The sequence below is a fragment of the Sphingomonas sp. S1-29 genome (assembly GCF_026167545.1).
Taxonomy (GTDB): Bacteria; Pseudomonadota; Alphaproteobacteria; order Sphingomonadales; family Sphingomonadaceae; genus Sphingomonas.
The window spans coordinates 2,693,874-2,715,000 of sequence record NZ_CP110678.1; the positions used below are offsets into that span (position 1 = coordinate 2,693,874).

Sequence of the window (21,127 nt, forward strand, 5' to 3'; positions counted from 1 at the left end):
GGCGGTGACATAGCCGAAAACGGCGGTGTTCGCTAGGGGGCCGGGCGCCTCGCGCACCCCACCCCCGCCGCGTCGATCGCGGTGGCGGCGCCCGCCAGCGCATAGACGTCGGCGAAGGGCGCGCCGTTGGCGGCGATGCTCTCGACGCTCATGCTGCGCCCGGCGCGGATCGCGCCGACGATCGCCCGGTCGGTGCGCGCGTCGGGGGACCAGGCGTCGCGGTCGCCCGCCTTGAGCTGAAACCGCCGCTCGCCGATCGCCAGCGTCACGCGCGCGCGCGGGGTGCGCTGGCGGCTGAGGCGGATGTGGAGCTGGTTGTGGACCTGCTTGCCTGGCCAGGTCGCGATCGAGGCAAAGGCGCCGCGACGCCGACGCTGGACCGGGGCGGCGATCGCGTAGCAGCGCGCTGGCTCGACGTCGCGAAACGCCCCCCAGGATTCGAAAACGCCGATCGGCTCGCGCGCATCGCCCTGTGCGAGGGCCAGGGCAAGCGCGACCGCGAGCATCATGCCGGCGATCGCCCGGTGCCCAGATGGACGATCCGCTCGGCACCGCGCTCGATCGCCACCACCGACCCTTGCGGCAGCCCCTCGGCAAACGGCGCGTCGAGCGACGGCGTCGGCGCCAGCCCGGTCATCAGCCCGCGCAGCACCCGGCTCGAAATGCCGTGGGTGATCACCAGCCGGTCGCCCGAATCGCCCGCGGTATCGCCGAGCCACCCCGCCGATCGATCGGCGATGTCGGCATAGCTCTCGCCATCGGGGGCGCAGGTCAGCGCGCCGTTGCTCGAATCAAACACCGGCCCCACCCGCGCGATCAGATCGGCATAATAAAGCCCGCCCCAGCTGCCCATGCCGATCTCGATCAGCCGCGCATCGCTGCGCGCGTCGTGCCAGTCGAGCCCCAAAATCTCGGCGATCACCGCCAGCGTCTGGAGCGCGCGCCCGGTGGGGGAAGCCCACAAGGTCAGCCGTGGCGACGGCCCGAGTTCGGCGAGCAAGGCGCGACCCATCTCCTCGGCCTGCGCGAAGCCCGCGCGCGTCAGCGGGGTATGCGGGTGATCGCCCTGCAGCCGCCGCGCGGCGTTGAAGACGGTCTCGCCATGGCGGGCGATGAAATCGCGGCCGGCGCGCGGGATGGTCGACATCGCAGCCGTTTCAACCCCCTGTGGCGCAAAAGCAACGGAAAACCTTGTTTATTTTCGGTTCATGCAACTTCGAGGCGCGCCACCTATTTGAGCATCCCGCCCGACGATTGAACGGGCGTGTTCAGTAATTGGAGATTTGTATGCGTTACGCAATCGCAGCCGCGCTGGTCGCATCGACCGCGCTCGCAGCACCCGCCTTCGCGCAGGAGGTGAACCCGGTGTTCACCGGTCCGCGCATCGCGGTTCTCGGCGGCTATGACGGCATCCAGCCGGGCAGCAGCAACGATGCCGACATCGAAGGCATCGACCAGACCGTCGACGGCTTCCTGTACGGCGTCGAAGCCGGCTACGACGTCGCGCTTGGTGGCGCGCTCGTCGGTGCCGAGGTCGAGCTGACCGATTCGACCGGCAAGGTCGAGACCAACCGCGTCAACCCGAATACCTTCGGCTTCGGTGAAGTCAGCACCGGCCGCGACATCTATCTCGGCCTGCGCGCCGGTGTGCTCGCGACGCCCGAGACGCTGATCTATGCCAAGGGCGGCTACACCAATGCCCGGCTGAACCTGCTGGGCAGCGACGGCACCACCGAGTTCGACGAGAATTTCGAGCTCGACGGCTTCCGCGTCGGTGCGGGCGTCGAGCGCGCGATCGGCACCAACGCCTTCGCCAAGGTCGAATATCGCTATTCGAACTATTCGAACGCGAACTTCGAATATGCGAACGGCGCGACCACCAGCGACTTCGACATCGACACCGATCGTCACCAGGTAGTCGCCGGCGTGGGCATGCGTTTTTAACGCCTGCTTAACCATCGACCCATAATCGGGACGGCAGGGGGCCGGGGCAGCTTGCTCCGGCCCTTTTTCGCGTTAGAGATACCAGCCGACCAATTGTCGCGCGGCGGTCGGGCGCGAGGGATTAATCGGTTTTGGGACGTTGGTCCCGGGGGTTGGATACGATGAAGGCGACGATCGAACGCGCAACCTTGTTGAAGGGGCTCAGCCACGTCCAGTCGGTGGTCGAGCGGCGCAATACCATTCCGATCCTGTCGAACGTGCTGCTCGATGCGCAGGCCGGGGGCACGCTGCGGCTGATGGCAACCGACCTCGACCTGCAGATCGACGAGACGATCGCTGCCGCGGTCGACCAGCCGGGCGCGACCACGGTGTCGGCGCACACGCTGTTCGATATCGCACGCAAGCTTCCCGAGGGATCGCAGGTCGAGATTTCGGCGGCCGAAGGACGGATGACGATCGTCGCGGGGCGCGCGCGCTTCACGCTGGCAACGTTGCCGCGCGACGATTTCCCGGTGATCGCCGAGGGCGAGCTGCCGACGGTGTTCGAGCTGCCCGCCGATACGCTCAAGGCGATCATCGACAAGACGCGCTTCGCAATCTCGACCGAAGAGACGCGCTATTATCTCAACGGCATCTTCCTGCACGTCGCCGATGAAGGCGGTCCCGGTGGCGCGCAGCCGGTGCTCAAGGCGGCGGCGACCGACGGCCACCGGCTGGCGCGCGTCACCGTGCCGCGGCCCGACGGCGCCGAGGCGATGCCCGACGTGATCGTGCCGCGCAAATGCGTCGCCGAGCTGCGCAAGCTGCTCGACGAGGTCGACGGATCGGTCGGGGTGTCGCTGAGCCCGTCGAAGATCCGCTTCGACCTGGGACAGGCGATCCTGACTTCGAAGCTGATCGACGGCACCTTCCCCGATTATTCGCGGGTGATCCCGGTCGCTAACGACAAGTTGCTCAAGCTCGACCCGCGCAGCTTCATGCAGGGGGTCGATCGCGTCTCGACGATCGCGACCGAAAAGACCCGCGCGGTGAAGATGGCGGTCGATCGCGACAAGATCACCTTGTCGGTCACCAGCCCCGAAAACGGCACTGCTGCCGAAGAAGTGCCGGGCGATTACGCATCGATGCCGTTCGAGATCGGCTTCAACAGCCGCTATCTGATGGACATCCTCAACCAGATCGAAGGCGATATGGTCGAGGTCCATCTGGCCGACGCCGCCGCCCCGACGCTGATCCGCGAGAACGATCAGTCGCAGGCGCTGTACGTGCTGATGCCGATGCGCGTGTGAGGTGGCACGCCGGTGCGACCGATCGGTCGCACCGGCGCAGCGCTTACTTCGCCAGTACTGCGCTCGATTGTGCCTGGCCGGCGTCGCGGACCGCCTTGGCGTGCGCGTCGGCCTGTTGCTCGATCAGTTCGGCCTGCTTCTTGAGCGCGTCGGCCTGGACCTGAAGCCGCTGGGCGTCGAAGCTCTGCGACGTGCCGGCCTGGTTCTCGAGCGCGGCGGCCTGCGCCTCCATCTGCGCCGAGCGGTCGCGCGCTTCGGCTTCGATCGCGTCGCCGCGCTTGTCGGCTTCCTCGCGAATCTGTTCGGCCTGCTGCTCCTGCGGGGTTTGCGGGGCGCACGCCGTGGTGAGGCCGAGCGGCAGCAGGGCAAGCGCGTAACGGATCGACATAGCTAATTCCATCTTCGTTCAGGTCGCATCAACACCGGTTGGCGGCGAAGGTTGCGTGTCCGTTCCAACCTATCGTTTCCGTCGCGCCGGGCAAGGCGCTAACACGGACCGAGATGCTCACCCGCCTGGCCCTTACCGACTTCCGCAACCACGCAAATGCGACGCTGAACCCGGGGGCGGGGTTCGTGGTGCTGACCGGCGAAAACGGCGCGGGCAAGACCAATGTGCTCGAAGCGGTGTCGCTGCTAGCGCCGGGCAAGGGACTGCGCCGCGCGGGATTCGCCGAGATGCACCGGCAGGGCGGGGCGGGGGGCTTCGGCGTCGCGGCGACGCTTGCCGGCGAGGTCGAGCTCGGCACCGGGGTGCAGGCGGGCGCGCCCGAGCGCCGCGTGGTGCGCGTCAACGGTGCGGCGGCCTCCGCGAATGCGCTGGCCGAATGGCTGACGGTGCTGTGGCTGACCCCGGCGATGGACCGGCTGTTCGTCGAGCCCGCGAGCGAGCGGCGGCGCTTCCTCGACCGGCTGACCTTGGCGCTGGTGCCGGGCCATGCCGGCAACGCCACCCGCTACGAAGCCGCGATGCGCCAGCGCAACCGGCTGCTCGGCGAAGAGGGGCGGCCCGATGCCGAATGGCTGCGCGCGCTCGAGGCGCAGATGGTCGAGCATGGCGTCGCGCTCGATGCCGCCCGGCGGACGACGGTGGCGGCGCTGGGCGAGCGGCTGGCGAGCGAGGCGGCGGGGCCGTTCGCGCGCGCCGGGCTGACGCTCGAGGGTTGGAGCGGCGACGCTTCGTCGCTGCTGCGTGCGCTCGCCGAGGGGCGCGCGCGCGACGCCGCGGCGGGGCGTACGCTGATCGGGCCGCATCGCGCCGATTTGGTCGTGACGCATCTCGACAAGCAACAGGCGGCCGCCCTGTGTTCGACCGGCGAGCAGAAGGCGCTGCTGCTGGGGATCGTGCTGGGGCATGGCGATCTGGTCGCGGCGCGTACCGGTCGTGCGCCGGTGCTGTTGCTCGACGAGGTGGCGGCGCATCTCGATCCGCTGCGCCGCGCGGCGCTGTTCGACCGGCTCGCGGACAAGGGGCAGGTGTGGATGACGGGGACCGAAGCCGCGTTGTTCGAGGCGGTGGGCAGCGCCACCCGCTATCATGTCACCGGCGGAACGATCGCGCCCGATTGACTTTTCCGCCAAGTTCGCCATATGCCGCAGTGCAGCGACGCTTTCAAACAGCAGCGTGATTGGTCCCTCCAGACCGGCTCGGCGTCGCACCACCGGCTTCCCATTTCACGCGGGGCGTCATTTTTGACCCCGCCGTCCGTGCGCCCATGCGCGTGCCACCGGCATCCATACGACAGGATTCCCATGTCATTCCAAGCTCTCGGTCTCTCGAAGGCCGTTCTCGACGCGCTCGCGCTCAAAAATTACGACACGCCGACGCCGATCCAGCTGCAGTCGATCCCGCCCTTGCTCGAGGGTAACGACCTGCTCGGCATCGCGCAGACCGGCACCGGCAAGACCGCGGCGTTCATGCTGCCCTCGATCGACCGGCTGGTGAAGGCGAATGAGCGCCGCAAGCCGATGCGCTGCCGCATGCTGGTGCTGGCGCCGACGCGCGAACTGGCGAGCCAGATCGCCGACAGCGCGCGCGCCTACGCCAAATATACCAAGCTGACCGTCGCCACGGTGTTCGGTGGCACGCCGATCGCGCGCAACCGCCGCGACACCTCGGCGGGCGTCGACATCCTGGTCGCCACCCCGGGCCGCCTGATGGACCTGATCGAACAGCGTTGCATGAGCCTTGGCGATGTCGAGATCCTGGTGCTCGACGAGGCCGATCAGATGCTCGACCTTGGCTTCATCCACACGCTGCGCAAGATCGTGACGATGCTGCCGGCGTCGCGCCAGACCTTGTTCTTCTCGGCGACGATGCCCTCGGCGATCCGCGAGCTGGCTTCGAAGTTCCTGACCGAGCCGGTCGAGGTGAAGGTGACCCCGGTCGCCACCACCGCCGAGCGCGTCGAGCAGTACGTCACCTTCGTCAACCAGGCCGAAAAGCAGATCCTGCTGACGCTGTTCTTCCAGCGCAACGACATCGAGCGGGCATTGGTGTTCGCACGCACCAAGCATGGCGCCGACCGCGTCGTGAAGCTGCTGGCGACCAACGGGATCATGGCCAACGCGATCCACGGCAACAAGAGCCAGCCGCAGCGCGAGAAGGCGCTCGCCGAGTTCCGCTCGGGCAAGGTGAAGATCATGGTCGCGACCGACATCGCCGCGCGCGGGATCGATGTTTCGGGGGTGAGCCATGTGCTGAACTTCGAACTGCCCAATGTCCCTGAGCAATATGTCCACCGCATCGGGCGTACCGCGCGCGCGGGCGCTGACGGCATCGCGTTCAGCTTCTGCGCCGATGACGAGCGCGCCTATCTGCGCACGATCGAGAAGCTGACGCGCCACAGCATCAGCGTCGTGCCGCTGCCGGAGAATTTCCAGGCCGAAGCCGAGCGGATCAAGGGTAGCCGCGTCGGGCCGATCCCCGCCGAGCGTCCCGATCGTCCGCGCCAGGAGCAGGGTCCGCGCCGTCCGCGTGCGACTCATGCCGCGCGGCCTGCGGGTGCCGGTGGTGCTGGGCGTCCGGGTGGCTCGGGCCGTCCGGGTGGTCCGCGCCGCGGTGGCGGTGGCGGTGGCGGCGGCGGCGGCGGCGGCGGCGGCGGCGGGCGTGGCCGTTCGGGCAGCGCGCAGGCCTGAGGCTGTCGCGGGGGGGCGGGCATATCCTCCCCCCGCTCCCCTCCTATTTCGCTTTCGTTACACGCCGCGAATCCCTATATCCTCGGCATGGCAACACCCCCCGAAGAAAATGCATATGGCGCGTCCTCGATCCGCGTCCTCAAGGGCCTCGACGCGGTCCGCAAGCGTCCCGGCATGTATATCGGTGACACCGACGATGGATCGGGCCTCCACCACATGGTGTTCGAGGTCAGCGACAACGCGATCGACGAAGCCCTGGCCGGCCATTGCGACAAGATCATCATCCAGCTGAACGCCGACGGATCGGTCAGCGTCGAGGATAATGGCCGCGGCATCCCCACCGGCATCCACGAGGGCGAGGGCGTTTCGGCGGCCGAGGTCATCATGACCCAGCTCCACGCCGGCGGTAAGTTCGACAATACCAGCGATACCAATGCCTATAAGGTGTCGGGCGGTCTGCACGGCGTCGGCGTCTCGGTGGTCAATGCGCTCAGCGAATGGCTCGACCTGACGATCTGGCGCGACGGCGAAGAAAATTACATGCGATTCGCGTTCGGCGATGCGGTCGCCCCGCTCAAGATCACCGGGCCTGCACCCAAGACCGAAAGCGGTGCCGACAAGAAGGGGACGCGAGTCACCTTCTTCCCGAGCCCCGCCACCTTCAAGATCACCGAGTTCGATTTCGACAAGCTCGAGCATCGCTATCGCGAGCTGGCGTTCCTTAATTCGGGCGTCCGGCTGTTCCTGCGCGACGCGCGCCACGAGGAACCCCGCGAGGTCGAGCTGTATTACGAGGGCGGCATCGCCGCGTTCGTGCAGTATCTGGATCGCAACAAGAACGCGCTGATGCCCGAGCCGATCGCGATCCACGGCGACCGCGACGACGTGATCATCGACGTCGCGCTCGAATGGAACGACAGCTATTACGAGAACGTCCTGGCGTTCACCAACAACATCCCGCAGCGCGACGGCGGCACCCATCTGGCGGCGTTCCGCGCGGCGCTGACGCGCACGCTGAACAATTATGCCGACAAATCGGGGATGCTGAAGAAGGAAAAGGTGTCGCTGACCGGCGACGACATGCGCGAGGGGCTGACCGCGATCGTTTCGGTCAAGCTGCCCGACCCCAAGTTCAGCAGCCAGACCAAGGACAAGCTGGTCTCGTCCGAAGTGCGCCAGCCGCTCGAAAGCCTGATGGCCGACAAATTGGCCGAATGGCTCGAGGAAAATCCGCAGACCGCGCGCGCGATCATCCAGAAGACGATCGACGCCGCCGCCGCGCGTGAAGCCGCCAAGCGCGCGCGCGAGCTTACCCGCCGCAAGGGAGTGATGGACATCGCCAGCCTGCCGGGCAAGCTGGCCGATTGCCAGGAGCGCGATCCCGCCAAGTCCGAACTGTTCCTGGTCGAGGGTGATTCGGCAGGCGGCAGCGCCAAGCAGGGCCGCGACCGGCATTTCCAGGCGATCCTGCCGTTGCGCGGCAAGATCCTGAACGTCGAGCGTGCGCGCTTCGATCGGATGCTGGGCAGCAAGGAGATCGGCACGCTGATCCAGGCGATGGGCACTGGCATCGGCCGCGACGATTTCAACTTGGCCAAGCTTCGCTACCACAAGATCGTCATCATGACCGACGCAGACGTCGACGGCGCGCATATCCGCACGCTGCTGTTGACGTTCTTCTATCGCCAGATGCCCGAGATCATCACCGCGGGGCATCTCTATATCGCGCAGCCGCCGCTGTATAAGGCCACCAAGGGCCGGTCCGAAGTGTATCTGAAGGACGATGCCGCGCTCGACGAATATCTGGTTGAGGCGGGCACCGCGCTCAACGTGCTCGAAACCTCGCAGGGCACGCGCGCCGACAAGGATCTGCGGACGCTGGTCGAGCATGCGCGGCGGATGCGCACGCTGATGCGCTATGTCCCGCGCCGCTACGATCCCTCGATCATCGAGGCGCTGGCGCTGGCCGGCACGCTCGATCCCGCGGTCACGCGCGAGCAGCGTACCGAGCGGCTGGGCGAGGTCGTCCGCCGGCTCGACATGGCCGATGCCGAGGCGCGCTGGTCGGGGCAATTGTCCGAAGAGGGCGGCTTCCACTTCCAGCGCTTCTGGCGCGGGGTGACCGATCACCACATCGTCGAAGCCGCGTTCCTGGCGTCGGCCGAGGGGCGCAAGCTCCACGCGCTCGCCGCCGAGGAAGCCGCGTCGTATGACGGCACCGCCAAATTGGTGCCCGCCAAGTCGGCACAGGCGGCGATCGCCGCCGAACAGGCCGCCGCCGACGCGATCACCGATGCCGAGGATCAGCCGCAGGTAATCGCCAAGGGCGAGACGCTGATCGGTCGCCCGAGCCAGCTGCTCGACGCGATCCTGCTATCGGGGCGCAAGGGGCTGTCGATCCAGCGCTACAAGGGGCTGGGCGAGATGAATGCCGAGCAATTGTGGGAGACCACGCTCGACCCGCAGAATCGCTCGATGCTGGTGGTGCAGGTCGACCAAGCCGACGTCGCCGACGAGATTTTCACCCGCCTGATGGGCGACGTCGTCGAGCCACGCAGGGAGTTCATCCAGGAGAATGCACTGAGCGTCGCGAATCTCGACGTCTGACCTTTTCTTTCCCGCCGCCCTGGTTAGCCCTGACAACAGGCAAGGGCGGTTAGGGGAACAAGGTTGCATTTCACGAAACGCTCGATCGCAGCCGCGGGTTCCGTCGTGCTGATGCTGACCGCGACCCCGGCCTTTGCCGAGGACGCCGCCAAGCCCGAAAGTCATTCGGTGATCGAGAAGGTTGGTGAAGGCCTGGCCAGCTTCTTCGGGCGCGAGATCGCGGGCAACCGCACCGCCAGCGGCGAGAAATGCGACCCCGAACTGATGACCGCCGCGCACCGGACCTTGCCCTTCGGCAGCCTGGTGCGGGTGACCGATGCGCTGTCGGGGAACAGCGTGATCGTCCGAATCAACGACCGCGGCCCCTTCGTGAAGACCCGCGCGATCGACCTGTCGAAGGCGGCGGCGCGCGAGCTGGGGATCATCGGGCGCGGGACCGCGAAGGTGGTGTTGAGCTTGGTGGCTGCGAAGTAGGTTAAAGCAGGCTCGTTAGCTTGGAACGAGCGTGGCTAAAGCTGGAATAAATGGCATCAGCGCTACGTGGTCAGCGGCGATGGAAACGAACTTGCCATATGCTGCCGCGAACCTTGACGGGGTGCATTCTGCATCCCGCATCTCGGCCATAATTGTTTTAACCGCATCTCGCGTTTCATTATTTAAATCATTTGCAACGCGATCAACCTCGTCAAAGACGCTTTTTGCGTTTTTGAAATTGGTAGAGTTATCCGAAGAGCCTTGATTAACCCGATTCTGGACGCCGCTGATGTTTCCAGCGTGCAGATTTCCGTGAAAATTTTCGATTGAGATAGAGGCGGATTGTGCGCGCAGTTGCTCTTGCTCCGTGAACCTAACCCCTTGGCCAGCGATCCCTTTTTCTTCAAGTTCAAGCGCCCAATTCAAAACGAGCGTGCGGACATGGTCTAGTATAGCTACAAGCGCTGTTTGCTGAATTTGTGTGTGCACTTCTGTCCAGCCCGGATTGCCTTTTAATATCTCGGCTTGGACTTGCAGGTCGATATCAAGGCTCAGATTACCGCTCGGGTCTTGTGCAATGATATGTTCGAGAGCGCTAACCGAATCCGCTACCTGCCGCGTTGCGAGTGCTTCGATAATTTTCGGGTTTCCTCCGGGGGAACGCCACCCGTGCCAAGGGCTAAACACCATCACGCGGCCTTTGACGTGACGATAGGGAGGGTAATCAGCAATATCCTGACCGTATCCCTGCAATTCGGCATCTATCCAGTCAACGGTGCCCTGTAAACTTAACTTGCTTGCAATCAATTTTGCCTTTCTCAGAAGCGTACTCAAAGGAACGCTTTGATCAATTGCTTCTGCTTGCAGTTGTTCGACTAAGTTCATCAGTTGACCTCTAGGACGGGCCGCTATTCCGGTCTCCGTGGCCGGTACGATAAGGTTTCACCAAGTGTCGTTTAGTAAAGAGCAGAGTACCTAAATAGGTAGCACGCTACCCCCGCGCCTTCACCGCATACAACGCAATCGCCGCCGCGTTCGACACGTTCAAGCTCTCGACCAGCGGGTTGATTGGCAGGCGGGCGATCGCGTCGCAATGCGCCTGGGTGTTCTGGCGCATTCCTTCGCCCTCGGCCCCCAGCACCAGCGCGACGCGGTTCGCGCCCAGCGCTTCGTCGAGCGTCGTCTCGGTTGCGCCCGACAGGCCGATCCGCCAATAGCCCGCCTCGGCAATCTCCTCGAGCGCGCGCGACAGGTTCACCACGCGGACCCAGGGCACCAGCTCTAGCGCGCCCGAGGCGGCGCGGGCCAGCGCCCCGCTTTCGGGGGCCGAATGGCGATCCTGGGTGACGATGCACAAGGCGTCGAACGCCGCCGCCGAACGCAGGATCGCGCCGACATTGTGCGGATCGGTGACCTGATCGAGCACCAGGATCGGCTGCTTGCTGTCGGCGCCCGCCTCTAGCACGTCGGACAGCCACAGATCGTCGAGCGGATCGACTTCGGCGACCAGCCCCTGGTGCGGCGCGTCGCCGGGGACGAGCTTACCCAGGTCGGCGACGTCGGCGAAGGTGATCGGCACCACCGGGGGAATGTCGAGCCCCGCCAGCGCCTCGCGCGTCGCCCACAGCTTGCGCACGGTGCGGTCGGGGTTGGCCAGCGCGGCGGTGACCGGGTGACGCCCCCAGAAACGGGGGCGGCCGGCGGGGGCTTGGCTTGGTCGGTGTCCTTTGCGGGCCATGATTACTCTGCGTTGGGGTCGGGGGTGGCGAACGGATCGGTGACGACCGGCTGGTTCGGGATCGGATTGCGCGGCAGCGGCGTGTCGGCATTGGCGGCCTGCAACAGCATCCACGCCAGCACCATCGCCCCCTGCCGCATGTCGGCTGCCTTCAGGTGATCGAAGGTATCGGCGCCTGAATGGTGCGTGATCGAGCTATAGTCCAGCGGATCCTGGATGAACTGGAAGGCGGGCAGGCCGATCGCCGCCATGAACTGGTGATCGGTGCCGCCGGTGCGGCCGAACACGACGCTGCCCGAGCCCATCGGCGCGAAGGGCGAGAGCCATTCGCGCAGGATCGGCACCGCGGCGGCGTTGTTCTCGGCATGGATGCCGCGCAGCTTGCCCGATCCGTTGTCGATGTTGAAATAGGCGGCAAGGTCGCGATAGCCGGGCAGCGGGGTGACCGGATAGCGCGTGGTCTGGTTGTAATAATTCTGCGTGCTGTTTTCGGGTGTCGCCGGGGCGGGGCGGCGCGCCAGATAGCGCTCGATATAGTTGATGCTGCCGTACAGCGCCTGCTCCTCGCCGTTCCAAAGCGCGAAGCGGATCGTGCGCTTGGGGCGGACGCCCATCGCCTTGAGGATGCGCGCGGCCTCCATCACCATGGCCGAGCCTGCGGCATTGTCGGTCGCGCCGTCGCCCGCGGCCCAGCTGTCGTAATGCGCGCCCGCCATGACATAGCCGGCGCGCGGGTCGGTGCCGGGCAGGTCGGCGAGGATGTTGTACGCCTGCGTATCGCTGTCGTCATAGGCGACGTCGCTCATGATCTCGAGCGTGGGGGCGGGCCCCATCGTCGCGAGGCGCGCTAGGCGGCGATAATCCTCGGCGGCGATCTGGACGCCGGGCAGCGAGGGGCTGGCGCCCGCCTTGTGCATATAGCCTTCGCCATGCAGCAGCTTGTTGTCGCGATACGACATGGTGGCGAAGCCGACCGCGCCCTCGGCCTTCAGGAAGGCGTCGAGCTCTTCCTCGAAGGTGGCGGCGGCGTTGCGGCGGGCTTGCGCTGCCGGGTCGTAACTGGGCTCGCGATAGCTGTCGAGCTTGGCGATATCGTCGCCGGTCAGCCGCTTGAAGCCGGGTTCGGTGGCGTCCTCGACCTTGCCGGGGGCGGAGACGAGGACGATCTTGCCCGCCAGCTTGCCGCGCCACGCGGCGAAGTGGCGGCTCTTGCTCATCGGCGCGACGATGATCGGCGCCGAGAGCGTGCCGTTGGTGGGCGGGGTCCAGGCGATCGGGATCGCGGTGAGCTGGATCGGGCGCGGGGTGACCATCCGCACGCTCGATGCGTTGATCGACCAGCCGCGACCGAAGTCGAAGCCTTCCTTGCGGACGTTCGACAGGCCGAAATCGCGGAACTTGGCGAGCGCCCAGGCCTCGGCAGTGCGCATCTGCGGCGAGTTGGTCAGGCGCGGGCCGATCACGTCGGTCATGTGCTGCGCCAGCACCATCACCTGGCTGCGATTGGTGCCTTCGTCGACCACGCGCGCGAATTCGGGGGCGGGCGGCGGCGCGTTCTGCGCTCCCGCGGCGATCGGGGTGGCGACCAGTGCGGCGGTGGCGAGCAGGTGGATCAGGCGCATCTAGGCGTGGTTTCCTCGGGGCAAACTAGGCAAGCCGCGACGCTATTCGCCCCGCGACATGCGCGCAAGCCGTTGACAGCCCGCGGGCGCTTGGGCATTGGCGCTCGCTCGCTGCAGAGCAGCGGCCTGTGTGGACAGGTGGCCGAGTGGTTAAAGGCAGCAGACTGTAAATCTGCCCGTGCAAGCGTACGCTGGTTCGAATCCAGCCCTGTCCACCACCCTTTGCAGGGGAAGCCTTCGATGAGCGACCCGCTAGCCATTCGCCCCGCCACCGCTGACGACATCCCTGTGCTCCACGCGCTGATCGAAAGCGCCTATCGCGGCGACAGCGCGCGCAGTGGGTGGACGCACGAGGCCGATCTGCTGGACGGCCAGCGCACCGATCGCGCGGCGCTGGCCGACATCCTCGCCGATCCCGACCAGCTGCTGCTGATGCGCCACGATGCCGCGGGCTGCGTCTCGGTGACGCGGCGCGCGGGGGGCATCGGCTATCTGGGGCTGCTGACGGTGCGGCCCGATCTGCAGGCGGAGGGGATCGGCCGCGCGCTGCTGGCCGCCGCCGAGCGCGCCGCGGTCGCGCATTTCGGGACGTTGGTAGTCGAAATGACGGTGATCGCGCAGCGGCCCGAGCTGATCGCCTGGTACGAACGCCGCGGCTATGCGCTGACCGGCGAGACGCGGCCCTTCCCGCTCGACGACGCGCGCTTCGGCCTGCCGCGGACGCGCGAGCTGGCTTTCGTGGTACTCGAAAAGCGGATGTGAAAGGCTGGAGCGGGTAGCGGGAATCGAACCCGCGTATTCAGCTTGGAAGGCTGCTGTACTACCATTGTACTATACCCGCGCTGGGGGACCGATTAGCGCCGGCGGCGCTGCTGCGCAAGACGGCTGCGGCGGCACTGGCGTTCGCGCGGCCGCTCGCATAGATACCGCCGCCTCATGGCACGGATAGAAACCCCCAAGCGCGTGCGCGGCACGCAGGATATTTTCGGCGACGAACAGCGCCGCTTTCAGCGCGTGGTCGATGCGTTCGATCGCGTGCGGCGGCTCTATTGCTTCCATCGCGTCGAGCTGCCGGTGTTCGAATCGACCGCGGTGTTCGCGCGCTCGCTGGGCGAGACCACCGATGTCGTGTCGAAGGAGATGTACAGCTTCGACGATCGCGGCGGCGAATCGCTGACGCTGCGGCCGGAATTCACCGCTGGCATCGCGCGGGCGTATCTGACCGAGGGCTGGCGGCAATATGCGCCGCTCAAGCTGGTAACGCACGGCCCGGTGTTTCGCTATGAGCGCCCGCAAAAGGGGCGCTATCGCCAGTTCCACCAGATCGACGCCGAAGTGATCGGCGCGCCCGAACCCGCCGCCGAGGTCGAATTGCTGACCTTCGCCGACCAGCTGCTCAAGGAGCTGGGGATTGCCGACGGGGTGACGCTGCAGCTCAATACTTTGGGCGATGCGGCGACTCGCGATGCGTGGCGCGATGCGCTGGTCGAGCACTTCGAAGCACATCGCGGCGATCTGTCGGAGGACAGCCTGGCGCGGCTCGAGAAGAACCCGCTGCGGATCCTCGATTCGAAGGACCCGCGCGATCGCCCGATCGCCGACAGCGCGCCCGATATCGATGCGTATCTGACGGCGCAAGCGAGCGATTTCTTTGCGGCGGTGACCGGCGGGCTCGATGCGGCGGGGGTGGCGTGGACTCGCAACAGCCGGCTGGTGCGCGGGCTGGATTATTATCGGCATACCGCGTTTGAATTCGTCACCGATCGGCTGGGCGCGCAGGGGACGGTGCTTGCGGGCGGGCGCTATGACGGGCTGGTCGAGAGCCTGGGCGGGCCGGAGACGCCGGGGGTTGGCTGGGCGGCCGGGATCGAGCGGTTGGCGATGTTGGTGGAGGAGACGGCGGCTGAAACCGTCGACGTGGTGGTGGTTGCCGAAGATGACGGGTTCACAAGCGAGGCGCTCCGCGCGGTTGCGGCGCTCCGGCGTGCTGGCGTGGCCAGTGAATCGATCACGACTGGCAGTCCCAAGAAGCGGTACGACAAGGCGTTGAAAGCCGGTGCGCGCCAGGTGGTGAGTTTCAAGGGTGATCCGGCTGGCCCCGGCCACCGCGGTCTCGGCGCGAGCGATGCCGAGCTCGCGCACGTTGCGCAGGTCCTGGCGGCGCTTTCGGCAACGCCAGCGTGATCGGAGCGATTCCCCACCGTCAGCCCAGCGGAGGCTGGGGTCTCTTCGATCGTGGCGCGCGCTTGTGGCCCTGGACCCCAGCTTTCGCTGGGGTGACGGACGGGGCGTGGGTGGCTTTGGCGACGGGGGTGGTCGCGTGACCCGCATCTCCCCGGAACGGATCGCGCAGATCGAGGCGCGGCGGGATGAGTTGCAGGCGCAGATGGCGACCGGTGACTTGCCGAGCGATCGCTTCGTCGCGGTGTCGAAGGAATATGCCGAGCTGGAGCCCGTCGCGCAGGCGGCGGGGGACGTGCGGCGGCTGCGTGCCGAGGCGGTGAGCCTGGCGGCAATGACGCGCGAGGCCGATGCCGAGCTTCGCGCGATGGCGGGCGAGGAATTGCGATCGAACGAGGCGGCGCTGGAGCAGGCCGATCGCCGCCTTGCGCTGGCGCTGTTGCCGCGCGACGCGGCGGACGAGCGCGCGGCGATGCTGGAAATCCGCGCCGGCACCGGTGGTGACGAGGCGGCATTGTTCGCGGGCGATTTGTTGCGGATGTACCAGCGCTATGCCGAGCGGCAGGGGTGGAAGGTCGAGCTGATCTCCGCCAGCAGCTCGGAGGCGGGCGGGTGCAAGGAAGTCATCGCCAGCGTCGCGGGCAAGGGCGTGTTCGCCAAGCTGAAGTTCGAAAGCGGTGTCCACCGGGTCCAGCGGGTGCCGGTGACCGAAAGCGGCGGGCGGATCCATACGTCGGCCGCGACAGTGGCGGTGCTGCCCGAGGCCGAAGAAGTCGATGTCGACATCCGCAACGAAGACCTGCGGATCGACATTTATCGCGCGTCGGGTGCCGGCGGTCAGCACGTCAACACCACCGATTCGGCGGTGCGGCTGACGCATATCCCGACCGGGCTGGTGGTGATCCAGCAGGACCAGCGCAGCCAGCACAAGAATCGCGACAAGGCGATGCAGGTGCTGCGGACCCGGCTGTACGAGCTGGAGCGCGAGCGGCTGGCGAGCGAGCGTTCGGGCGCGCGCAAATCGATGGTCGGGTCGGGCGACCGATCCGAGCGGATCCGCACCTATAATTTCCCGCAGGGGCGGGTGACCGATCACCGGATCAATCTGACGCTGCATCGCCTGCCAGAAATCCTGCAGGGCGAGATGGACGAGCTGATCGGCGCGCTGATTTCGGAGGACGAGGCCGAGCGGCTGGCGACGCTGGATGGGTGAGGGCGCGCGGGCGCGGTTGGGCGTGCTAATGCGTCACCCCGGACTTGATCCGGGGTCCAGGCGCGCCGCCACCCTCGGGCCGGATCGTTTGCGGATTGCGGCCCGCATGGATGCCGGATCAAGTCCGGCATGACGAAGGTTTCCACGGTGAGGGCAGCCCTTGCCGATGCGGCGCGGGGTTTTGCGGATTTTTCGGCCACCCCGCGTCTCGATGCCGAGCAGCTGATGGCACATGCGCTGGGAATCACCCGCGAACGGATGATCCTTGCGCATCTCGATTCGCCCGCCCCCGACGCCTTCACCGCGCTCGTCACCCGGCGGCTAGCGCACGAGCCGATCGCCTATATCACCGGCACGCGTGATTTCTGGACGATCACGCTCGATGTCGCTCCCGGGGTGCTGGTCCCGCGCGCCGACAGCGAGACGCTGATCGAGGCGGCGGTCGAGCATTTCGGGGCGCGCGCGCCGGCGCGCCTGCTCGATCTCGGCACCGGGTCGGGGGCGCTGTTGCTGGCGGCGCTCGATCAATGGCCGGGTGCGACCGGTGTGGGGGTCGATAGCGCCGATGCCGCGCTGACGATCGCTTCGGCCAATGCCGCGCGGCTGGGGATGGCCGATCGCGCGACCTTCGTGCGCGGCGACTGGGCGACGGGCATCGCCGATCGCTTCGACCTGATCGTCGCCAACCCGCCCTATATCGCGGCCGAAGAGCCGCTCGCCCCCGAAGTGCGCGACCACGAGCCTGCCGCCGCGCTGTTCGCCGCCGAGGGCGGGCTTGCCGCGTATCGCGCCTTCGTTCCCGATCTGCCGCGACTGCTCGCGCCGGGCGGCGCGGCGATCCTCGAGATCGGCTGGAAACAGGCCGATGCGGTGTCGGCTTTGGTCGCCGCGGCGGGGCTTTCGCCGACGGTGCGCGCCGATCTGGGCGGGCGGCCGCGGGCAATCATCGCGATTGGAACCGCCATGGATCGGTCATAATATTCCGCTTGGCGTTCGCTTGCGCGGCGGCTAAGACTGAGAGCGGGGCAAGCACTTTCAACCAAGCCACTGATTTTTGCGGCGGTTGAACCAGCGGCTTTGACCCGATCCAACGCATGCGAGCTGCTGTAGTCCGGCAGCCGTGGCAGGCACGCTTCCCCAATGATTTCGGGCTGCGTGCGGTAAAAACGCGCGCGCCGATCGATGCGATCGTCGGGCAGGGTAAGGACAGGACAAGCATATCTTGATGAATAATCGTCAGGCCGGCCGCCGTCGCGGTCGTGGCGGGCAGCGCCCGCAAGGTGGCGGAAGCCCGAATCGTCAGGATAACGGGAACCGCATCGACAGCCGCGCGCGCGGCAATGCGGCGCAGCTGCTCGAGAAATACAAGAATCTCGCCCGCGATTCGCAGATGCAGGGCGATCGGGTGAACACCGAATATTATCTTCAGTTCGCAGACCATTATTTCCGCGTGCTGAGCGAAACCCGCTCGCGCTTCGAGGAGAATAACGGCCAGCGCCGCCAGCGCGACGATGTCGACGACGAAGACGATGATTTCGATGTCGACAACGACATCATCGGCACCGCCGACTATCGCGAAGAGCGCGCACCGCGTGATGCTGGCCAGCGTGACGGCGGGCAACGCGAAGGCGGGCAGCGTGACAACCAGCGCGAGCGCGGTGGACGCGACCAGCGCGAGAACGGCAACCGCGACGACGGTAATCGTGAGAGCGGCAATCGTGAGAGCGGCAACCGCGAAGCCGGTAATCGCGAGCCACGCGACAATGGCCGCGACCGTTCGCAGCCGCGCGCCGATCGCGACCAGCCTCGCGGTGACAGCTATCGTGGCGACAGCAACCGCAGCGAGGGTAACCGCGCCGAGGGTAATCGTGCCGAGGGTAACCGTGCCGAGGGTAATCGTGAACGCCCGCGTCGCGAACCGCGCGCCGAGCCCACTCGCGCCCCCGACGTCGCGCCCGAGCCGGTCGCTGCGCAGGCCGACGCGCTGGTCGACGAAGCGCCGCGCCGTCGCGGTCGCCCGCGGCGCCAGCCCGCCGAGGACGTCGTGACCGAAGCATCGGCACCCGAAAGCGCCGGCATCGAAGCCGATCGCCTGCCGCCGTCGTTCGGCTTCGCCAACGACGACACTGTCGCCGAAGCCGCTGCTGAAAAGCCGCGCCGCCGTCGCCGGGTGCCCGGTGAGGACGAGGCGGTCCCGCCCGCCGAATGATCTGAGGCTATCGCTTCGACCAGAACCGAAACGACCGGTGACGCATCTAGCGTCGCCGGCCGTTTTCGTTTCGGGTTAGCTAGTGCCGGTCGGTTTGGTGCCGGTCAGTCCTGCCGGCCAGGGTCGTATTGTTCGTTGAAGCGATCGACATGCTCGTCATGCCCGCTGCCCGAGCTCAGGAAAACCAGCCCCATCAGCGCGCCGCCCATCAGCACGGTCAGCCCGATTCCGAGCGCGGTGGCGATCCCCATGTGCAGCGGCATGATCCCGGTCCACCAATAGAGCGTCGCGACGCCCGCAGCGGCGCAGACGATCGCCAGCACTGCCATCCAGCCCAGAATACGGCGAAAGCGCCGCCAGGCGAGCGCGGCATAAGCGGGATCGTCGAGATTGCGCATGGGTTCGGTCATGGGCTCTATCTGGCGATGATCGGCCCGCGCCGAAAGAGCGATTCACACCGCCCTTCGGCACGGACGCGGCAATCAGGGGCGATTGTCGCGACGATAGTCGCGCCGCGTCTTGCGCAGGTCGCGGCGCGCCTCGCGCACATCGCGGCGGTCGCCGAAGGTCTGCGCCTCGCGGACCTCCTGCCGCGCATCGAAGACGTCGCGGCGCGTGGTCGCGCAACCTGCGGTGAGGATCGTGGCGGCGAGGACGCCACCGAGCATTAGGGTACGCATGATATCAACTCCTTATACGGTATCATTGCGAACGTCCCGGCGGCGCGAAAGGCTCCCCGCCGGCGCCGCTTGACTTTGGATGGGCAATCCGCGAGCCATCGGTGAAAGCCTCGGAAGTGCGCGCCTGCTGTCGCACTCGCGAAGGATAAGGAGGGTGCGATGACGATCGCTGCGATCCTGGCCGGCAAGGGCTATGAGGTCATCGGCATAGCCGGCGACCAGAGCGCGACGCAGGCGGTGGCGTTGCTGGCCGAACGGCGGATCGGCGCGGTGCCGGTGGTCGCCGATGGCCAGGCCGTCGGCGTCTTTTCCGAACGCGACGTGGTCTATGCGCTCGAACGCGAGGGCAAGGCCGCGCTCGACCGCAGCGTTGCCGAGCTGATGACAACCCCGGTGGTCTCGGTCGACCCGCGCGAGACGGTGATCGGCGCGCTGGCGCTGATGACCCGGCGGCGGATTCGCCATCTGCCGGTGGTCGAGAATGGCCGGCTGGTCGGCTTCGTCTCGATCGGCGACCTGGTGAAATACCGGATCGACCGGATCGAGGCCGAGGCCGAGGCGATGCGCAGCTACATCCAGCAGGTCTGAAGCCGCTTGCTACCCCCGCCGCGCGCGCGCGAAGTCGAGCAGTTCGACCAGCGTGCCGCGAGCGAACACCAGTAATGCGCTGCCATATACCGCGCCGCCGACGCCGATGAGGATCAGCAGCCGCGGCAGCGAATCGAGCGCAGGCACCGCGGCGTCGGCGATCAGCACGACCGCGCCCATCGCGACCGCCGCCAGCACCGGCGCCACCACCGCGCGCGCGAGCCCGATCGCGCTGCTCCCCACCACCGCGAAGCTTCGCGCCGCGACGATGGCCAGGAAGATCGGCCACACCGCGACCCAGGCGGTCGCCAGCCCGATGATCCCCCAGCGTATCCCAATCAGAAACGCGATCGGCAGCAGCACCGCGCCGATCGCGCCGTTTGCCGCCGAGAGCCCCGGCCGTCCGCGCGCGTCGGAGGCGGGGGCGAACAAGGTCTGCAAGGTCATGAAGGGCATCGCGAGCGCAAGGATCGCGACGATCGGCGCGGCCTCGATCCATTTTTCGCCGAGTACCACCGCCACGAGCGGTTCGGCGGTCACGGCGAGCCCGGCATAGAAGGGCATCGCTACCACCATGATGATCCGTGCCGCCTTCTCGAACGCGCGGCCCATCGCCGCCGGATCGTCCTGGATCCGCGCATAGGCCGAGAAGGCGACCTCGTTGAGCGTGGGCAGGAACTTGGCGACGAAGATCTGCGTCAGGAACAGGCTGGTGGTGTAGATGCCGAGCATATGCGGGGGCAGGGTGCGCCCGGCGATGAAGACATCGGCCTGGCTCTGCAGGAACCAGAAGAGCTGGCCGGTCGCCATCAAGCCGCCGAATGCGAGCACGTCGCCCGCCCCGCGAAAATCGAGGCTCGGCCACATCAGCGACTGGGCACCCCAGGTCATCAGGATCGCACGGGTGTAGAAGAGGACCATCGGTGCGAGGACCAGCGTCCATACCCCCAGGCCACCAAAGGCGCCGGCGAGCGCGGCTAGCGCCCCCAACGTCGCCGAGGCCAGGTTTGCTTGGGCCTGCTTGCGAAAGTCCATCGCGCGCGCGAGCAGCGCATAGGGGAAGGCGATGAAGGGGGTCGCGACATAGAGCAGCGCCTGCACGCGCAGCAGATCGGTCACCATCGGCTGGCGGAAATAGGCGGCGGCCAGCGGCGCCATCAGGAACTGGAGCAGCCCGAGCCCTAGGTTGAGCACGAGCAGCAAGCCGAACAGCTGGCGAAGCGTGCGGTCGTCGACATTGGGTCGCTGGATGATGGCGCTGGCAAGCCCATAGCCGTTGAGCATGTTGAGCAGCGCCAGGATGACCTGCGTCATCGCGAACAGGCCGTAATCCGATGGGTCTAGGACACGGATAACGAGGAAGGTCGACGCCCAGGTGACGATCTGCCCGACGATCTGGGTGCCCGAACGCCAGATAACGGCGCTTCGCACCTGTTGCCGAAGCGAT

Annotated in this window: 21 protein-coding genes and 2 tRNA genes (1 of these 23 running past the window's edge); 13 read left to right on the forward strand and 10 right to left on the reverse strand. The window is 66.8% G+C overall.

Annotated elements, in window-relative coordinates; translation table 11 throughout:
- Nucleotides 1-32: 32 nt before the first annotated feature.
- Together OKW76_RS12870 and OKW76_RS12875 are read right to left on the reverse strand one after the other, a co-directional pair.
- Nucleotides 33-509, reverse strand: coding sequence for a hypothetical protein (locus tag OKW76_RS12870; RefSeq protein ID WP_265549266.1), 477 nt, complete (start codon nucleotides 507-509; stop codon nucleotides 33-35).
- On the reverse strand, nucleotides 506-1,147 hold the full coding sequence (locus tag OKW76_RS12875; protein ID WP_265549267.1) for a histidine phosphatase family protein: 642 nt from the start codon (nucleotides 1,145-1,147) through the stop codon (nucleotides 506-508). Before OKW76_RS12875 ends, OKW76_RS12870 begins: the two co-directional genes overlap by 4 nt.
- A 140-nt stretch (nucleotides 1,148-1,287) precedes the next feature.
- Between OKW76_RS12875 and OKW76_RS12880 the strand changes: the two genes are divergently transcribed.
- Nucleotides 1,288-1,944, forward strand: a complete 657-nt coding sequence (locus OKW76_RS12880) for an outer membrane protein (RefSeq protein WP_265549268.1) — start codon at nucleotides 1,288-1,290, stop codon at nucleotides 1,942-1,944.
- Between the two features lie 161 nt (nucleotides 1,945-2,105).
- Entirely contained in the window at nucleotides 2,106-3,233 is a 1,128-nt protein-coding gene (dnaN, locus tag OKW76_RS12885; protein WP_265549269.1) for a DNA polymerase III subunit beta, read from the forward strand.
- Between the two features lie 43 nt (nucleotides 3,234-3,276).
- Here the strand turns inward: dnaN and OKW76_RS12890 are convergent, their stop codons facing one another.
- Nucleotides 3,277-3,621, reverse strand: a complete 345-nt coding sequence (locus OKW76_RS12890) for a hypothetical protein (RefSeq protein WP_265549270.1) — start codon at nucleotides 3,619-3,621, stop codon at nucleotides 3,277-3,279.
- A gap of 113 nt (nucleotides 3,622-3,734) precedes the next feature.
- Between OKW76_RS12890 and recF the strand changes: the two genes are divergently transcribed.
- The 4 genes from recF to OKW76_RS12910 all read left to right on the forward strand — a co-directional run bounded on the left by recF (nucleotide 3,735) and on the right by OKW76_RS12910 (nucleotide 9,449).
- A complete protein-coding gene (recF, locus tag OKW76_RS12895) occupies nucleotides 3,735-4,799 on the forward strand; it encodes a DNA replication/repair protein RecF (protein ID WP_265549271.1) in 1,065 nt (354 codons plus the stop codon).
- Nucleotides 4,800-4,982: 183 nt separating this feature from the next.
- Complete coding sequence (locus OKW76_RS12900; protein ID WP_265549272.1) at nucleotides 4,983-6,368, forward strand: DEAD/DEAH box helicase; 1,386 nt, start codon at nucleotides 4,983-4,985, stop codon at nucleotides 6,366-6,368.
- 87 nt (nucleotides 6,369-6,455) lie between these two features.
- A complete protein-coding gene (gene gyrB, locus OKW76_RS12905; protein WP_265549273.1) occupies nucleotides 6,456-8,975 on the forward strand; it encodes a DNA topoisomerase (ATP-hydrolyzing) subunit B in 2,520 nt (839 codons plus the stop codon).
- A gap of 63 nt (nucleotides 8,976-9,038) precedes the next feature.
- A complete protein-coding gene (locus OKW76_RS12910) occupies nucleotides 9,039-9,449 on the forward strand; it encodes a septal ring lytic transglycosylase RlpA family protein (protein ID WP_265549274.1) in 411 nt (136 codons plus the stop codon).
- Nucleotides 9,450-9,464: 15 nt separating this feature from the next.
- Here the strand turns inward: OKW76_RS12910 and OKW76_RS12915 are convergent, their stop codons facing one another.
- The 3 genes from OKW76_RS12915 to OKW76_RS12925 all read right to left on the reverse strand — a co-directional run bounded on the left by OKW76_RS12915 (nucleotide 9,465) and on the right by OKW76_RS12925 (nucleotide 12,809).
- On the reverse strand, nucleotides 9,465-10,334 hold the full coding sequence (locus tag OKW76_RS12915) for a hypothetical protein (protein ID WP_265549275.1): 870 nt from the start codon (nucleotides 10,332-10,334) through the stop codon (nucleotides 9,465-9,467).
- A gap of 106 nt (nucleotides 10,335-10,440) precedes the next feature.
- Nucleotides 10,441-11,187 (reverse strand): 23S rRNA (guanosine(2251)-2'-O)-methyltransferase RlmB, encoded by a 747-nt coding sequence (rlmB, locus tag OKW76_RS12920; protein WP_256506137.1) that lies wholly within the window; start codon nucleotides 11,185-11,187, stop codon nucleotides 10,441-10,443.
- Nucleotides 11,188-11,189: 2 nt separating this feature from the next.
- The gene (locus OKW76_RS12925) at nucleotides 11,190-12,809 is read right to left on the reverse strand and encodes a M20/M25/M40 family metallo-hydrolase (RefSeq protein WP_265549276.1); all 1,620 of its coding nucleotides are present in this window, start codon (nucleotides 12,807-12,809) and stop codon (nucleotides 11,190-11,192) included.
- Between the two features lie 132 nt (nucleotides 12,810-12,941).
- Between OKW76_RS12925 and OKW76_RS12930 the strand changes: the two genes are divergently transcribed.
- Both OKW76_RS12930 and OKW76_RS12935 read left to right on the forward strand, forming a co-directional pair.
- Nucleotides 12,942-13,027, forward strand: a tRNA-Tyr gene (locus OKW76_RS12930).
- A 22-nt stretch (nucleotides 13,028-13,049) separates the two neighbouring features.
- Entirely contained in the window at nucleotides 13,050-13,571 is a 522-nt protein-coding gene (locus OKW76_RS12935) for a GNAT family N-acetyltransferase (RefSeq protein WP_265549277.1), read from the forward strand.
- Between the two features lie 5 nt (nucleotides 13,572-13,576).
- On the opposite strand, the gene OKW76_RS12940 is transcribed toward OKW76_RS12935, so the two are convergent.
- Nucleotides 13,577-13,650, reverse strand: a tRNA-Gly gene (locus OKW76_RS12940).
- A 95-nt stretch (nucleotides 13,651-13,745) separates the two neighbouring features.
- Here OKW76_RS12940 and hisS point away from each other — a divergent pair.
- The 4 genes from hisS to OKW76_RS12960 all read left to right on the forward strand — a co-directional run bounded on the left by hisS (nucleotide 13,746) and on the right by OKW76_RS12960 (nucleotide 18,412).
- Complete coding sequence (hisS, locus tag OKW76_RS12945) at nucleotides 13,746-14,993, forward strand: histidine--tRNA ligase (RefSeq protein WP_265549278.1); 1,248 nt, start codon at nucleotides 13,746-13,748, stop codon at nucleotides 14,991-14,993.
- Nucleotides 14,994-15,129: 136 nt separating this feature from the next.
- A complete protein-coding gene (gene prfA / locus OKW76_RS12950) occupies nucleotides 15,130-16,203 on the forward strand; it encodes a peptide chain release factor 1 (RefSeq protein ID WP_256506141.1) in 1,074 nt (357 codons plus the stop codon).
- 129 nt (nucleotides 16,204-16,332) lie between these two features.
- The gene (prmC, locus tag OKW76_RS12955; protein WP_265549279.1) at nucleotides 16,333-17,181 is read left to right on the forward strand and encodes a peptide chain release factor N(5)-glutamine methyltransferase; all 849 of its coding nucleotides are present in this window, start codon (nucleotides 16,333-16,335) and stop codon (nucleotides 17,179-17,181) included.
- 247 nt (nucleotides 17,182-17,428) lie between these two features.
- Nucleotides 17,429-18,412 (forward strand): DUF4167 domain-containing protein, encoded by a 984-nt coding sequence (locus tag OKW76_RS12960; protein ID WP_322740093.1) that lies wholly within the window; start codon nucleotides 17,429-17,431, stop codon nucleotides 18,410-18,412.
- 104 nt (nucleotides 18,413-18,516) lie between these two features.
- Here OKW76_RS12960 and OKW76_RS12965 read toward each other — a convergent pair whose 3' ends face one another.
- Entirely contained in the window at nucleotides 18,517-18,822 is a 306-nt protein-coding gene (locus OKW76_RS12965) for a hypothetical protein (protein WP_265549281.1), read from the reverse strand.
- 72 nt (nucleotides 18,823-18,894) lie between these two features.
- Complete coding sequence (locus OKW76_RS12970; protein ID WP_265549282.1) at nucleotides 18,895-19,092, reverse strand: hypothetical protein; 198 nt, start codon at nucleotides 19,090-19,092, stop codon at nucleotides 18,895-18,897.
- Nucleotides 19,093-19,251: 159 nt separating this feature from the next.
- Between OKW76_RS12970 and OKW76_RS12975 the strand changes: the two genes are divergently transcribed.
- On the forward strand, nucleotides 19,252-19,680 hold the full coding sequence (locus OKW76_RS12975) for a CBS domain-containing protein (RefSeq protein WP_265549283.1): 429 nt from the start codon (nucleotides 19,252-19,254) through the stop codon (nucleotides 19,678-19,680).
- 9 nt (nucleotides 19,681-19,689) lie between these two features.
- Here OKW76_RS12975 and OKW76_RS12980 read toward each other — a convergent pair whose 3' ends face one another.
- Nucleotides 19,690-21,127, reverse strand: partial view of a lipopolysaccharide biosynthesis protein gene (locus OKW76_RS12980; protein ID WP_265549284.1) — the 3' portion only. Its footprint extends 38 nt past the window's final position; the window shows 1,438 of its 1,476 coding nt (coding positions 39-1,476); the start codon falls outside the window, past its right edge — the gene reads right to left on this strand; the stop codon is at nucleotides 19,690-19,692.

Bases quoted from the DNA above. Each gene is read 5' to 3' on its own strand.
- OKW76_RS12870 (WP_265549266.1), bottom strand. From the start codon at position 509: ATGATGCTCGCGGTCGCGCTTGCCCTGGCCCTCGCACAGGGCGATGCG.
- OKW76_RS12875 (WP_265549267.1), bottom strand. From the start codon at position 1,147: ATGTCGACCATCCCGCGCGCCGGCCGCGATTTCATCGCCCGCCATGGC.
- OKW76_RS12880 (WP_265549268.1), top strand. From the start codon at position 1,288: ATGCGTTACGCAATCGCAGCCGCGCTGGTCGCATCGACCGCGCTCGCA.
- dnaN (WP_265549269.1), top strand. From the start codon at position 2,106: ATGAAGGCGACGATCGAACGCGCAACCTTGTTGAAGGGGCTCAGCCAC.
- OKW76_RS12890 (WP_265549270.1), bottom strand. From the start codon at position 3,621: ATGTCGATCCGTTACGCGCTTGCCCTGCTGCCGCTCGGCCTCACCACG.
- recF (WP_265549271.1), top strand. From the start codon at position 3,735: ATGCTCACCCGCCTGGCCCTTACCGACTTCCGCAACCACGCAAATGCG.
- OKW76_RS12900 (WP_265549272.1), top strand. From the start codon at position 4,983: ATGTCATTCCAAGCTCTCGGTCTCTCGAAGGCCGTTCTCGACGCGCTC.
- gyrB (WP_265549273.1), top strand. From the start codon at position 6,456: ATGGCAACACCCCCCGAAGAAAATGCATATGGCGCGTCCTCGATCCGC.
- OKW76_RS12915 (WP_265549275.1), bottom strand. From the start codon at position 10,334: ATGAACTTAGTCGAACAACTGCAAGCAGAAGCAATTGATCAAAGCGTT.
- rlmB (WP_256506137.1), bottom strand. From the start codon at position 11,187: ATGGCCCGCAAAGGACACCGACCAAGCCAAGCCCCCGCCGGCCGCCCC.
- OKW76_RS12925 (WP_265549276.1), bottom strand. From the start codon at position 12,809: ATGCGCCTGATCCACCTGCTCGCCACCGCCGCACTGGTCGCCACCCCG.
- OKW76_RS12935 (WP_265549277.1), top strand. From the start codon at position 13,050: ATGAGCGACCCGCTAGCCATTCGCCCCGCCACCGCTGACGACATCCCT.
- hisS (WP_265549278.1), top strand. From the start codon at position 13,746: ATGGCACGGATAGAAACCCCCAAGCGCGTGCGCGGCACGCAGGATATT.
- prmC (WP_265549279.1), top strand. From the start codon at position 16,333: ATGACGAAGGTTTCCACGGTGAGGGCAGCCCTTGCCGATGCGGCGCGG.
- OKW76_RS12960 (WP_322740093.1), top strand. From the start codon at position 17,429: ATGAATAATCGTCAGGCCGGCCGCCGTCGCGGTCGTGGCGGGCAGCGC.
- OKW76_RS12965 (WP_265549281.1), bottom strand. From the start codon at position 18,822: ATGACCGAACCCATGCGCAATCTCGACGATCCCGCTTATGCCGCGCTC.
- OKW76_RS12970 (WP_265549282.1), bottom strand. From the start codon at position 19,092: ATGCGTACCCTAATGCTCGGTGGCGTCCTCGCCGCCACGATCCTCACC.
- OKW76_RS12975 (WP_265549283.1), top strand. From the start codon at position 19,252: ATGACGATCGCTGCGATCCTGGCCGGCAAGGGCTATGAGGTCATCGGC.